The sequence below is a fragment of the Arsenophonus endosymbiont of Apis mellifera genome (assembly GCF_903968575.1).
GTDB classification, from domain to species: domain Bacteria; phylum Pseudomonadota; class Gammaproteobacteria; order Enterobacterales; family Enterobacteriaceae; genus Arsenophonus; species Arsenophonus apicola.
In genome coordinates, this window is the sequence record NZ_CAJCFU010000079.1 from 360947 (window position 1) to 374575 (window position 13629).

11 protein-coding genes and 1 pseudogene are annotated in these 13629 nt (G+C 38.4%); 7 read left to right on the forward strand and 5 right to left on the reverse strand.

Annotated elements, in window-relative coordinates; genetic code table 11:
• Positions 1 to 717, forward strand: a complete 717-nt coding sequence (gene aat / locus H1X92_RS15450) for a leucyl/phenylalanyl-tRNA--protein transferase (RefSeq protein ID WP_180560965.1) — start codon at positions 1 to 3, stop codon at positions 715 to 717.
• A gap of 329 nt (positions 718 to 1046) precedes the next feature.
• The gene (infA, locus tag H1X92_RS15455; RefSeq protein WP_004244560.1) at positions 1047 to 1265 is read left to right on the forward strand and encodes a translation initiation factor IF-1; all 219 of its coding nucleotides are present in this window, start codon (positions 1047 to 1049) and stop codon (positions 1263 to 1265) included.
• 68 nt (positions 1266 to 1333) lie between these two features.
• Here the strand turns inward: infA and clpA are convergent, their stop codons facing one another.
• Together clpA and clpS are read right to left on the reverse strand one after the other, a co-directional pair.
• Positions 1334 to 3619 carry an ATP-dependent Clp protease ATP-binding subunit ClpA gene (clpA, locus tag H1X92_RS15460; protein ID WP_180560966.1) on the reverse strand — a complete coding sequence of 762 codons (2286 nt, stop codon included), beginning with the start codon at positions 3617 to 3619 and terminating at the stop codon, positions 1334 to 1336.
• A gap of 26 nt (positions 3620 to 3645) precedes the next feature.
• Positions 3646 to 3966 carry an ATP-dependent Clp protease adapter ClpS gene (gene clpS, locus H1X92_RS15465; protein WP_180560967.1) on the reverse strand — a complete coding sequence of 107 codons (321 nt, stop codon included), beginning with the start codon at positions 3964 to 3966 and terminating at the stop codon, positions 3646 to 3648.
• Between the two features lie 304 nt (positions 3967 to 4270).
• Here clpS and cspD point away from each other — a divergent pair, with 304 nt between their 5' ends.
• Complete coding sequence (gene cspD / locus H1X92_RS15470; protein WP_180560968.1) at positions 4271 to 4483, forward strand: cold shock domain-containing protein CspD; 213 nt, start codon at positions 4271 to 4273, stop codon at positions 4481 to 4483.
• 85 nt (positions 4484 to 4568) lie between these two features.
• Here the strand turns inward: cspD and macB are convergent, their stop codons facing one another.
• The 3 genes from macB to H1X92_RS15485 all read right to left on the reverse strand — a co-directional run bounded on the left by macB (position 4569) and on the right by H1X92_RS15485 (position 9414).
• Entirely contained in the window at positions 4569 to 6515 is a 1947-nt protein-coding gene (macB, locus tag H1X92_RS15475; RefSeq protein WP_180560969.1) for a macrolide ABC transporter ATP-binding protein/permease MacB, read from the reverse strand.
• Positions 6516 to 6519: 4 nt separating this feature from the next.
• Positions 6520 to 7638, reverse strand: a complete 1119-nt coding sequence (gene macA / locus H1X92_RS15480; protein WP_180560970.1) for a macrolide transporter subunit MacA — start codon at positions 7636 to 7638, stop codon at positions 6520 to 6522.
• A 114-nt stretch (positions 7639 to 7752) separates the two neighbouring features.
• Positions 7753 to 9414, reverse strand: a complete 1662-nt coding sequence (locus H1X92_RS15485) for an ATP-dependent nuclease (RefSeq protein WP_180560971.1) — start codon at positions 9412 to 9414, stop codon at positions 7753 to 7755.
• A 198-nt stretch (positions 9415 to 9612) separates the two neighbouring features.
• On the opposite strand from H1X92_RS15485, the gene H1X92_RS15490 reads away from it, so the two are divergent.
• The 4 genes and pseudogenes from H1X92_RS15490 to artJ all read left to right on the forward strand — a co-directional run bounded on the left by H1X92_RS15490 (position 9613) and on the right by artJ (position 13619).
• Positions 9613 to 10512, forward strand: coding sequence for a lysine exporter LysO family protein (locus tag H1X92_RS15490; protein WP_180560972.1), 900 nt, complete (start codon positions 9613 to 9615; stop codon positions 10510 to 10512).
• A 50-nt stretch (positions 10513 to 10562) separates the two neighbouring features.
• Positions 10563 to 11999 (forward strand): annotated as a pseudogene (locus H1X92_RS15495) (DUF2867 domain-containing protein).
• A 128-nt stretch (positions 12000 to 12127) separates the two neighbouring features.
• Positions 12128 to 12865: an arginine ABC transporter ATP-binding protein ArtP gene (gene artP, locus H1X92_RS15500; protein WP_180560973.1), complete on the forward strand. Its 738-nt coding sequence runs from the start codon at positions 12128 to 12130 to the stop codon at positions 12863 to 12865.
• 10 nt (positions 12866 to 12875) lie between these two features.
• Positions 12876 to 13619: an arginine ABC transporter substrate-binding protein gene (artJ, locus tag H1X92_RS15505; protein ID WP_180560974.1), complete on the forward strand. Its 744-nt coding sequence runs from the start codon at positions 12876 to 12878 to the stop codon at positions 13617 to 13619.
• Positions 13620 to 13629: the final 10 nt, after the last annotated feature.

Here is a 13629-nt window from a genome sequence, read left to right on the forward strand (position 1 = left end):
ATGTTTCAGCTTGATGAGAGATCTTATATCTTTCCAGCGCCAGAATATGCTCTAAGTGAACCCAACGGCTTACTCGCCATCGGCGGTGATCTGGCGGTCGGTAGATTACAAGCTGCCTATTATGAAGGGATTTTCCCTTGGTTTAATCCAACGGAAATTCCATTGTGGTGGTCGCCAGATCCACGTGCAGTTCTCTTGCCAGCAGAAATACACATTAGTCGAACAACTAAAAAAAGAATGCGAAAAACGCCTTATGTCATTACGTTAAATCATGCCTTTGAGCAAGTTATCGCCGGCTGCGCACAACGACAGGAAGGAACTTGGATCACTCACCAAATAATAGAGGCATATACTGCTTTGCATCAACTAGGTGTTGCGCATTCCGTCGAAGTTTGGCACAACACAAAATTAATTGGTGGACTGTATGGCGTTAATGTTGGTAAAATTTTTTGTGGTGAATCGATGTTTAGCCGTGTTAGTGATGGTTCTAAATATGCACTTATTGCTTTTTATCACCATTTCCTGGGTTTTGGCGGTAAACTGTTTGATTGTCAAATAATTAATGCATATACCGCCTCTTTAGGTGTGAGAGAGATCCCTCGGGTACAATTTTTAAATTATCTCTATCAATATCGCGACCAACCTATTGATAAAGCATGTTGGCTAAAGCAAACTATAAGTTTACCTAGTGCAGAAGAAACTAATCATTTCGGATAATTAACTAGAAAATATTTCTCTGCCTAAACAAAGATATTAGATAGCTGATTAAGCACTAATTTAAAGATATAGGTAGCAGAATGATTCATACTATTGCAAACTAAGTTAGATAGTTTGCTGTGACATTGTTGCATTTTATTTTTTTATCGTTCGCGTTGTTCAAACCGTATACTTGTTGTATATTTTTGTACAATTAAGCTTTAATGCCGTATTTTTCGTATCTTGATAAAAAGTAAAAGTGACTTTAAACTCGACATTCCTTTACATAAGGATGGTTTTTCGGCATTATCTTGCCCGTAAAAAACTTGGTGATTAACTTAGAGGATTAGATGGCCAAAGAAGACAATATTGAAATGCAAGGTACAGTACTAGATACTCTGCCCAATACCATGTTCCGTGTTGAACTAGAAAATGGACACGTAGTTACTGCGCATATTTCTGGTAAAATGCGTAAAAATTATATCCGTATTCTAACGGGCGACAAAGTGACTGTCGAGTTAACACCTTATGATCTGAGTAAAGGCCGCATCATCTTTCGTAGCCGTTGATCGCCTCTTCTCTCAAGCTCTTGCCATAGACGATTGGAATATCGTCTATGGTTATAAACCATCTGTAATTAAATTATTGCATCCTCTGGTTTAGTTTTGTGCATACCTTCAAAATGATAGGTTAATTTTTGCGTTTTCTTATTTAGATCGATCTTAACAGCACCACCACGACTCAACTGGCCAAATAATAGTTCATTAGCTAAAGGTTTCTTTAGATTATCCTGGATAACCCTTGCCATCGGCCTAGCTCCCATCGCCTTATCATAACCTTTAGTACAAAGCCATTGACGTGCCGCATTACTAATTTCAATTGACACACCTTTTTCATCTAGTTGAGCTTGTAACTCAACAATAAACTTATCAACAACTTGAGCAATAACTTCGGTTGTTAAAGCATTAAACCAAATAATACTATCCAATCTATTACGAAATTCCGGCGCGAAAATTCGTTTTATCTCTGATAATGCATCAGTACTATTATCTTGCTCAGTAAAACCAATCGATTTACGTTGTGTCTCTTGTACACCCGCATTGGTAGTCATCACCAAGACAACATTACGAAAATCAGCCTTACGGCCATTATTATCGGTTAATGTTCCATTATCCATCACTTGTAATAAAAGATTGAATACATCGGAATGTGCTTTTTCGATTTCATCTAATAAAACAACTGAATAAGGATGTTTTATAACCGCATCTGTCAATAAACCACCTTGATCAAAGCCGACATATCCTGGTGGGGCACCAATTAGCCGACTAACTGTATGGCGTTCCATATATTCAGACATATCAAAACGCAATAATTTAATATCTAATGCTTTTGCTAACTGTACGGTGACTTCTGTTTTACCAACACCTGTTGGCCCAGCAAATAAAAACGCACCAATAGGTCTATGACTACTACCTAATCCCGCTCGATTCATTTTGATCGCTTCGCTAAGGGTTTCGATGGCTTGCTCTTGACCAAATACTAGCATTTTCAATCTATTATCTAAATTTTTTAATCGCTCTTTATCGCTAGAAGAAATAGTTTTTTCAGGAATACGGGCAATTAGGGAGACGACCGATTCTATCTCTTGTACCCCAATTGTTTTTTTACGTCGGTTTTGTGGCATCAAACGCGTTCTTGCACCGGCCTCATCAATAACGTCGATGGCTTTATCCGGTAAATGGCGATCAGTAATATACTTTACTGATAAATCAACCGCAGCTTTAATCGCTTTTGAACTATAACGAACATTATGGTGAGCTTCATACTTAGCCCGTAATCCGTTAATGATCTGTACCGTTTCGTCAGCAGATGGTTCAACGATATCAATTTTTTGGAATCGTCTAGCCAGTGCCCGATCTTTCTCAAAAATATGACTAAATTCTTGGTAGGTCGTTGAACCCATCACACGGATCCGGCCACTTGATAGTAATGGCTTAATCAAATTAGCCGCATCAACTTGTCCGCCTGATGCCGCACCTGCACCAATAATCGTATGAATTTCATCAATAAAGAGAATACTTTTTTCGTCTTTTTCTAACACATTTAATAATGCTTTAAAGCGCTTTTCGAAATCACCACGATACTTAGTACCGGCTAGTAATGAACCGATATCCAAGGCATAAATAGTGCAATCTTTCATCACTTCCGGGATATCATTTTGTATAATACGCCATGCTAGCCCTTCCGCAATCGCAGTTTTGCCCACTCCAGATTCACCCACTAGTAGTGGATTATTCTTTCGTCGACGACAAAGAACCTGGATCGTTCTCTCCAGCTCAAGCTGACGCCCAATTAAAGGATCAACTTTACCGGCTTTTGATAATTGGTTAAGGTTGGTGGTAAAGCTATCCATCCGTTCTTCAACGCCAACAGCTTCTTCATTCTGATATGCGGCATTAATAGAATCTGACTGACGATTGTCCGCCTCACTACCTTTGATCATGCCATGAGAAATAAAATTAACCACATCAAGCCGACTGACATCATGTTTACGCAATAAATAAGCAGCTTGAGATTCTTGTTCGCTAAATATAGCAACCAATACATTGGCACCCGTAACTTCATTACGTCCTGATGACTGGACATGAAACACAGCACGCTGTAATACGCGTTGAAAGCTCAACGTGGGTTGCGTATCTCGACTATCATCCTCAGGCAATAATGGCGTTGTTTGTGAAATAAAATGCTCCAATTCTTGTCGCAATATCACAAGATCAACTTTGCAAGCTTCTAAAGCTTCCCGGGCGGATGTATTACTGAGCAACGCCAGCAATAGATGCTCAACCGTCATAAATTCATGCCTGTTATCTCTTGCCTTGGCAAAAGCTACATTAAGACTAAGTTCAAGTTCTTGGTTAAGCATAATCACCTCCCTATAAATTAGTCTAATCAGACTTCTTCTATCGTGCAAAGTAATGGATATTCATGTTCTCTTGCATAAATATTAACTTGCGCGGCCTTTGTTTCTGCAACTTCAGCAGTATAAACCCCACAGATCCCTTTTCCATGAAAATGAACATCTAACATAATTTGTGTGGCTTGCTCTTCATCAAGAGAAAAGTATTTCTTTAACACTTGTACTACAAAATCCATTGGTGTGAAATCATCATTATTCAAAATCACCTTATACATCGAAGGTGGTTGTAAAGCGTGTTCCACTTGTTCCTTCAGCCTGACATCCGTCTGATAATCTGATTGGCACTCACTCATTATGTAAAAATCCAGTTAAATATTTTTAATTATACATTCTTCTTGAATATTCTTAGTTTATCACTTTGATCCCCTTTGTGACCAATCATCCTTAAAAAAGTAAATAATAAAAAACAGTGACCTATAGCGTTATCTAAATCAAATTTCAGCAACAGAACTACTTTCTGGGAATATAGTACACTTGACGCCATATATCTTTTTAATACAGTATATTTTATGAACAAGCAATTTTTAGTTCGCTTCAATATGAAATGAGCTGTTCACAGGCACTTGTTTGATAAAACCCTATTATGAAGGATGATGTATGGAGACAGGTACAGTTAAGTGGTTTAATAATGCTAAAGGTTTTGGCTTCATCTGCCCCGAAAATGGTGGCGAAGACATCTTCGCACACTATTCCAGTATCCAGATGGAAGGGTACCGTACATTGAAAGCTGGACAGAAGGTTAATTTTAGTTCAACTAAAGGGCCTAAAGGTAACCATGCCTGCCTTATTATTCCTGTAGAAAATGAATAGGTAGGTTTTCATTGCCTTTAATCATCATTTACAATTTTAATTATTGCTCCCAATCTTCTTTTGGGAGCATATAAATCCTTATTTTTCATTCTCTTGCCAACGCATCAACTGGATTCAATTTTGCCGCATTGCGGGCAGGTAAAAAACCAAAAATGAGGCCAATAACGGTTGAGCAAAGCAAAGCACCTAGTAGTGGCATTAGACTAAAAGTAAACTGCCAATTTGGTAATACCAAGCGGGCTATAATTGCCACTAAATAAGAGAGCAAGATCCCTAAAAAGCCACCAAACAAACAAATAAAAATCGATTCTATCAAAAATTGTTGCATAATATCGCTATTTCGCGCGCCGATCGCGATGCGAATACCAATTTCTTTCGTCCGTTCGGTTACTGAAACCAACATGATATTCATAACACCTATACCACCGACTAGTAGGGAAATAACAGCGACTAATGTTAAAAATAACTGTAGCGTATTGGTCGTTTTTTCAATCGTTTTAATCAAGGTATCGAAATTGTAGGTAAAAATATCTTTTTTTCCATGTAATACCGTCAACAATCGCGTCAATTGTTGTTCTGCTTCTGACGAGCTATAACCCTGTTTGATCCTAATATCAAGATTATCAAAATACGAGCGATTCATCAGACGACTACTCATGGTGGTATAAGGCATCCAGATTTGTAGCATATCGCTATTGCCATAAATAGACTTTTGCTCTGCGGCCACACCAATAATAGTAACCGGTATATTGCCAACTAGCATTATTTCACCAACAACCTGTTTCTGCTGAGGGAAAAACATATTTTTGGTGTTTTGATCAATAACAATAACCTGTGCATGGTGCTTAACCATATCGCTGGTCAGTATTATCCCTTCGCTCATTGGCATAGCATAAACATCAAAATATGACTCTCCAATACCAGATGCTCTTGCAGCAGAATTTTGACTGCCATAACGTAATCGAACATCAGTACTCATTTTACCCGATATGGCAGAAACATATGGCTGCTCCTGTAGCGCATCTACATCGCTTACTTTAAGTGCCCTTCTATCTTGTGGGCTCATGTTACCAAAGCCCTTGCCAGGGAAAACAGTAATAGTATTGGTGGCAATTGACTGAATATCGGCTAATACAAGCCCTTTGGCCGCATTGCCAATAACAAGAATACTAACTACCGAGGCTATACCGATAATGATGCCAAGCATGGTGAGTAATGTACGCATTTTATTAATCAATATCGCTCGCCAGGCCATCAGTAGCGCTTCTCTAAGCTGATTAAGCCATTTGGTCATTGAAATTTGCGATTTTTTAGCAGAAAAAATCGGCGGTAATCGTTTTGCTGACTCACGTTGCACGCAATTACGGATAATTTCGCCATTTTTAATTTCAATTATCCGTTCTGCCTGCTCTGCTATCTGCATATTATGAGTAACCAGAATAACGGTATATCCCTGTTCGCATAACTGTTTAAGAATAGCAATAACTTCATTACCTGAGTGACTATCCAAAGCGCCGGTTGGCTCATCAGCTAAAATAATCTGCCCACCATTCATCAATGCCCGAGCAATACTGACTCTCTGCTGTTGGCCGCCAGACAACTGTGTCGGATAATATTTAATTCGGTCATTTAAACCAAGACGCGTTAATAAGGCAATTGCTCGCTTACGACGTTCTTGTTGGCATGCGCCAGCATAGATAGCTGGAATTTCAACATTCTGTTCGGCCGTCAAATAGGGTAACAAATGATAACGCTGGAAAATGAAACCAAAATATTCGCGACGTAAAACAGAAAGTTGCTCGTTATCTAACTCATCAATATTCTGTCCAGCCAAATAGTATTGGCCATAACTTGGTTTATCTAAACAACCAAGAATATTCATTAAAGTTGATTTCCCAGAGCCTGAAGCGCCAACTATAGCTACCATTTCGCCAGCATTAATGGTCAAAGAAATATTTTTTAGTACCGCTACTTGCTGTTCGCCTGAGCGATAATTACGACCTATATTACATAATTCAAGTAATGCACTCATTCCTTTATCCTTTTGAAGTTTCAGGGTTGGTAATGACCAAATCACCTTCAGCAAGACCGGAAACAATTTCAGCATCGATATAATTTCGTGTAGCAACTTCGACTTTTTTCTCCACCTGGTAGCCATTTTGCAGAATCGCAACAGTATATTGATTACCCGCAATGTTTTCTCTCAATGCAGATAGCGGTAAAAGCAATACATTTTTATGTAATTCAAGTTGAATTTTAATTTGCGCAGTCATTTGTAGTTTTAAAATATGCTGCGGATTGGGTACCTCAAAGCGCGCATAATAAAAAATTGCATTATTAACTTCTTCCGGCGTAGGTAATATATCTTTCAAAACTCCTTTAAAAGTGGTATCCGGTGCACCAAGAATAGTAAAAGAAGCTTTTTGCCCCGGTTTAAGATTAATAATGTCGGCTTCGGAAACTTGCGCTTTTACTAACATTGTATCCAAGTCTGCTAAAGTCATGATGGTTGGCGCTTCTTGGGCAGCAATGACAGTTTGTCCCTGCAAGGTTTTAATGTTGGTAACAATCCCACTCAATGGCGCAGTAAGATGGGTATACTTCAAATTGGTTTTAGCCGTATTTAACGAGGCTTGATTACGATTAATTTGGGCAATATAAATTTTTACCCGCGCTTTTTTAACCTCAACATCGGTTTTAACTCGATCAAACTCTTGCCTTGAAATAGCCTGATGCTTCGCCAAATCAATATGGCGTTGATAAGTCATTTCTGCTAATTTCAATTCTGCACGGGCTAAGGCTAAATTAGCTTGACGTTCACGCAGAATTTCCTCGGATTCTTTCACCACATTTTGCGCGTTTTGGGGATCGATTACCGCTAATAAGTCCCCTTTTTTCACCATATCCCCCTCTTTGACATAAAGAGTTTGTAACTGGCCACTAACCTGAGCACCAACATCTACCTTACTAACTGCGTCCAGCTTGCCAGTTGCCAGTACATACTTTTCGATATTCCCTCTAATAACGGGTACAGTCTGATAAGTTACCTTTTTAGGTAAATTAATTACATACAACATCGCAGCAGTGACGACAATAATTAATAGCAACACGAGAAAAATCAATAACCGCTTTTTTTGATTGCGAAGAAATTTCATACTAAAAATACCTTTTTTAATATGGAATAGGTTAAAAACTGGATAGCGATCTATTATCTGCCTTGACTAAACCGGCAGACAAATGCCGCAATATATTTATTGCTTACCTGTTTACTAAGATTTCCCTCTTGCTAGCCAAGCAACACGTGAAAACATATTGCGTAGTAACGAAGGTATTGAATTAATGCCTTTTTCTGCCGCTCTGTTGGCAACTTCAATTGCTAAGTCAGGTTTAGAAGTTCGATGAATTGCTTTAATAATGACACGGCGCGGTAAAACTTTACCATTATCCGGGATACCTGCAATTTGGTGATAGATCTCCCTGAAACCTTCATGATAAAGAAAATGCTCCATATCTGACGCAGGCAACATGGTTAACCTATCTCGGGCCGTATCATTGTTCTTCTCAGCATAAGCGATGGCTGCTCCTGCATATTGTCTGCCGGCATTATCACCATCGACTAACGTATGCCACTCAATCCCCATACTATTAGCAAACTTCAATAATGGCTTAATACCACATTGCGCAAACTCAATTACTTTAACACCTTCCGACGCAAAATGATAATTATACTGGCGTGCCAATTCATTCATCAACCAAATTTCGGTCTCTCCTTCAACTAATAACCAACAGCGCGCAAATAGTGCTGAAGGACGATTAAAGCGGATATGAAATGAGAGACGTCTCATATCTTCTAGTGATAACTTATTAGTCTTTAGTCGATAAGCAGCTACTCGACTTGAATTACGCACTAAACGGCATACATTTTCCAAAGGAACTTGTGAAAGTAATTCGCCTGAATTAGTTGAACTAATGCGCTGTAATGGAAAAAGATTTAACAGTCGCCAAGCAATCGACAGCATAATAGGGTGTAAACGCGTTTCGGGATCTTCAATAATTAGGATAGGCTTGGCATTGCGAGCTAGTTGCAGATCACCTTGTAATTGCAGAAATGAGGAAAAAATCTGCCAAATAATTAATTTAATATACTGCTGTTCAGGTTTAGCCACGATACGATTGATATCCTCCAGCACCTGCCAGCCTCTTCTATGGGATAAGTTATAGGCAATATTGGCCTGATTTTGTCGATGAGATAAATGGGTGCTGTGTTCGGCAAAGTAATAACCCAGCAACTGCTGCAATACCACAAAACCTTCCTCTGTCTCTTCATGAGACAATTTTCGTGATGCTTGCATTAAGGCTTGAGCCAATTGCTCTAACTGGTTGGCAAATTTAACAGCTAGTTTTTTATAACCAACATCATTAAATTTAGTAGTGGTAGGATAGTAAAATCGGGCATCTCTTAGACGTAGTACTGGATATAGTCGAATAATCTGCTGGATATATTTACTATTATCATTCAATACAAGCTTATTACCCTGCTTATCTAAAAAACATCGTTCCGTCACCACAAGATTATTCTGTTGTTGTGCACTGACCCGATAATAAATACGCCTGTATTCATCATCTCCGTCAATCCATAATGGTGATAAAAGCTTAAAACGAGTTGCTTTATGGCTATTGGGCTGATTTTCACAGAAAACTAAAATTATTTGTAGGTTATTGATTTGTTCATCTGTATCTACCAAGTGATGAAAATCATGCTGATTAAATTGATATAATGGCTGCCTTGGTGATAATAAAATAGTCAAGGCATCTAATAAGCTTGATTTACCCCAAGTATTTTCACCAATTAACACGGTTTCATGATCCAGTGTTAATGAAAGCCGATTTATGCCACGAAAACCGGCAATTTCCACTTGTTGCAAATACATGATTACCCTCTTGTTATGTATATTAGCAATAGCTCCTGAATTATCCTGTGAGCAATGAATTTTGTCTAAATATTATTCTGTAATATTGCGTCTATTTTTAGTCTGTTATAAAATATTTATCATTATTTTGCCTGTCTTTTTCGTATTATTCCCACAAAACCACCGCCATAAAAGCGTTAATTGTAATAAGGATGGACCATGTATTCAGGACTGCTTATCATTCTTTTACCGTTAACAGTAGGCTATTTATTTCGCTTCAAAAATAAGAAGATTTTAGCGTTTACACATCGCCTATTAGGCGCTATGGTTTACATTATCTTATTTTTAATGGGCATCACATTGGCGTTATTAGATAATATTAGTACGCATCTTACGTCAATTTTTATCTATACAATGGTTTTCTTTTGTTGCACCTTTGCCGCTAACCTGATGGCTTTATTCTTATTAGATAAATTCTTGCCGTGGAAAATTGCTAAACGTGAAACCAATAAGCCACTCTCTCGCTTAAAAATGATTTTAAGTTCACTACCACTGTGTGGCGCGTTAATACTTGGTTTCTTGCTAGGATTGACAAAGTGGCCATTTTTATCCTATGCCAAATATGGTACTGAAGTTACACTTATCTGTTTATTATTATTGGTGGGTTGCCATCTGCGAAATAGTGGGATGTATCTGCGGCAAATTTTAATCAATTTCAGAGGGGCGACGATTGCGGTGACTGTTGCCAGCAGCGCGCTGCTTGGTGGTATTTTGGCTGCATTTTTATTAGGTTTACCGACTAAAGTGGGATTAGCGATTGCAGCCGGTTACGGCTGGTATTCACTAACAGGTATATTACTTACCGACGCTTATGGACCGGTCATTGGTAGTACGGCTTTCTTTAACGACCTAATGCGGGAGTTAGTGGCTATTATACTTATTCCCATTATTATCAACCAATTTCGTTCTACTGCGTTGGGGATTTGTGGCTCAACATCAATGGACTTTACACTACCTATATTGCAACGTAGCGGTGGGGTGTCTATTGTACCTGCTGCCATTGTCCACGGTTTTGTACTAAGTCTATTGACGCCATTACTGATAGCCTTCTTCACCTAATAAATAGCTAGATTTTCTGGCCAAACACTCTGGCCTCGATAGGTAACTATATGGGTAAAAAACGGATCCTAGTGCTAGGTGCTAATGGTTATATTGGTCAAAATCTGATCCCAGTGTTAATTAAGCAAGGTCATATGATCACAGCAGCAGCGCGTCGACTTGATTGGCTTGAAGCACAAAATTGGCCAAATACTCAATGTCGTTATGTTGATCTACTTGCACCGAAAACCTTACACAATATTATGACAGATATTGATATCGTCTACTTTCTGGTTCACAGTATGGCAGCTAATAATAATCTTATCGAACAAGAATGCCTGGCTGCTGATAATGTTAAACATGTCCTTGAGCAATCTGAAGTAAAACAAGTTATCTATTTAAGCGCCCTACAACACCCTTCCTGTCATTCACAACATCTGATTGCTCGTAAACTGACCGGAGAAATCTTACGTGAAAGTAAAATTCCGGTGACAGAAATTCGGGCGCCAATTATTATTGGTGCGGGCTCAGTGCCTTATGAAATAATTCGGGATATGACTTACAACTTATTAATTCTTACTCCTCCACACTGGGTAAGGTCAAAATCTTGCCCTATTGCTTTAGAAAATATTCTCTACTATCTGAAGCAATTAATAGCCCATCCAACGAATGAACATCGCATCCTTGATGCGGGTGGGCCTGAATATATTGACTATTAAACACTATTCAAGCGCTTTATGAGTATCAGCGGTAAGTATCGACGAATCATCCCGCTACCTATTCCAATTCGAATAATTTCTATTCATTTCATTAGCCTAATAACTTCAGTATCTCCCTTTATTACCAAAAGTTTAATTCAGGGGCTACAGTACAATCTGCCCGCCAAGGATTAAGCGTTAAGACAGCTTATCCCGCAAAAATTACTTAGTATTGATGAGGCAATCAAACATGCGTTTACGCACTCGCATAATGCCATTAATAAAGCAGATTGGGGGCCAGATCCAACGCTAAAAACACATTGGTGTGCCAAATATAGCTATTATCCAAAAGATGCCGGTTTCACGTTAATAACCACCGCCACTAGCGCTACCATTTGGCAAACCTTACAACAAATTGGTGGCAATAGAGGATATTTCTACGCCAATATTTTATGGCAATTACGCGCCTTTATTGATGATTTAATGCTCAACAAAGTAAAATATGGCCGGCCTAAACGTGAAACATTATATTTAGGTGACATGATTGATAGCTGGAAAGTCATTTGTATTAAACCTAATCATCAATTAACACTCTTATTTGGTATGAAAGCGCCTGGACTGGGCCGTTTAACCTTTACTATCCAGGATTGTGGCACACATCGAACGCTAGATGTCAGAGCGTGGTGGCATCCTGCCGGTTTTTGCGGTCTAGTCTATTGGCTAATTATGACCCCAATTCATCGTTTTATTTTCAAAGGAATGGCCAAAAAAATCAATAAATTCGCATTAAAAATGAATAAAAATGATTGAAATCATTTTGCAAAGCAAAAATATCTCTGAAATATAGCAATTTTAGACTATTTCAAAAACAATATATTGCATAATTATTCTATTAAGATTACCATTACCTCAATCGTTTATTTATTCAGATTTTTAGCATGAGTATTCAATTAAACCAAATTAATTGCTTTTATGGTGAGCAGCAAGCATTACACGATATCAATTTGACATGCGGCACGGGTGAAACAATGGTATTACTTGGTCCAAGTGGTGCTGGCAAAAGCTCATTATTACGGGTATTCAATTTACTTGAGATGCCCCGCTCTGGTCAACTGGACATTGCAGGCTATCATTTCAATTTCTCTCGCCAACCTAAAAGCAATGAAATCCGCGCCCTAAGACAAAAAGTTGGTATGGTATTTCAACAATATAACTTGTGGCCCCATTTAACCGTAATGGAAAATCTGATTGAGGCGCCTTGTTTAGTTTTGGGTTTAACTAAAGTAATAGCCAAAGAAAAAGCAAAAAACTTATTGAGTCGCTTGCATTTAACTGAATTTGCTAATCGCTTCCCGTTACATCTTTCTGGTGGTCAGCAACAACGAGTGGCTATTGCGCGAGCATTAATGATGGAGCCTGAAATCTTATTATTTGATGAACCAACCGCGGCTCTCGATCCTGAAATCACCACTCAAGTGGTTAATATTATACAAGAATTATCAAAAACGGGCATCACTCAACTGATTGTGACTCATGAAATTGATTTTGCCCGTAAAACAGCGAGTAAGATTGTGTATATGGAAAAAGGAACCATTGTGGAACAAGGCGATATTGATCGTTTTGCTAAACCACAAACTAAAGGCTTGGCAAATTATCTATCCCATTCATCTAATTGAGAATACCGTAATGAAAAAATTACTGTCAGTTATTACCTTATGCAGCCTATCCTTACCAGTGCTTGCCGCTGCAAAGGAGACGATACGCTTTGCAACTGAAGCAACTTATGCCACATTCGAATCAATTGATGCCAATAATAACATTGTCGGTTTTGATATTGAACTGGCAAAGGCAATATGTCAAAAACTCAATGCCAACTGTACTTTTACTCATCAATCTTTTGATAGCTTAATCCCCAGTTTAAAAATGCGCCGTTTTGATGCATTGATAGCAGGAATTGATATTACGCCAGAACGGCAAAAGCAGGTTGATTTTACTGATACTTATTACAATAACTCCGCAACATTTATCGCGGTAAAAAATAAAATTAATAAAATATCATTATTAAAAGGTAAAAAAATTGGCGTGCAAAATGGCACCACCCATCAAAAATATATCATGCAACAACATAAAGAGATGCAAGCTGTGCCGTATGACAATTATCAAACGGCTATCCTCGATTTAAAAAATGGCCGGATAGATGCGGTGTTTGGTGATACGGCTGTCACAACGGAATGGCTAAAAACAAAAGGTAACGAAGACCTTGCTGCTGTAGGTGAAAAAGTAACCGATGCTAATTATTTTGGTGTAGGTCTGGGTATTGCGGTACGTAAAGGAAACAAAGTGCTGTTAGATAAATTAAATAAAGCATTGGCACAAGTGAAACAAGATGGCAGTTATGATGTAATCTACCAAAAATGGTTGAAGAAATAGTCGATTATAG

Bases quoted from the DNA above. Each gene is read 5' to 3' on its own strand.
- aat (WP_180560965.1), top strand. From the start codon at position 1: ATGTTTCAGCTTGATGAGAGATCTTATATCTTTCCAGCGCCAGAATAT.
- macA (WP_180560970.1), bottom strand. From the start codon at position 7,638: ATGAAATTTCTTCGCAATCAAAAAAAGCGGTTATTGATTTTTCTCGTG.
- H1X92_RS15490 (WP_180560972.1), top strand. From the start codon at position 9,613: ATGTATTCAGGACTGCTTATCATTCTTTTACCGTTAACAGTAGGCTAT.
- cspD (WP_180560968.1), top strand. From the start codon at position 4,271: ATGGAGACAGGTACAGTTAAGTGGTTTAATAATGCTAAAGGTTTTGGC.
- artJ (WP_180560974.1), top strand. From the start codon at position 12,876: ATGAAAAAATTACTGTCAGTTATTACCTTATGCAGCCTATCCTTACCA.
- clpS (WP_180560967.1), bottom strand. From the start codon at position 3,966: ATGAGTGAGTGCCAATCAGATTATCAGACGGATGTCAGGCTGAAGGAA.
- macB (WP_180560969.1), bottom strand. From the start codon at position 6,515: ATGAGTGCATTACTTGAATTATGTAATATAGGTCGTAATTATCGCTCA.
- infA (WP_004244560.1), top strand. From the start codon at position 1,047: ATGGCCAAAGAAGACAATATTGAAATGCAAGGTACAGTACTAGATACT.
- artP (WP_180560973.1), top strand. From the start codon at position 12,128: ATGAGTATTCAATTAAACCAAATTAATTGCTTTTATGGTGAGCAGCAA.
- H1X92_RS15485 (WP_180560971.1), bottom strand. From the start codon at position 9,414: ATGTATTTGCAACAAGTGGAAATTGCCGGTTTTCGTGGCATAAATCGG.
- clpA (WP_180560966.1), bottom strand. From the start codon at position 3,619: ATGCTTAACCAAGAACTTGAACTTAGTCTTAATGTAGCTTTTGCCAAG.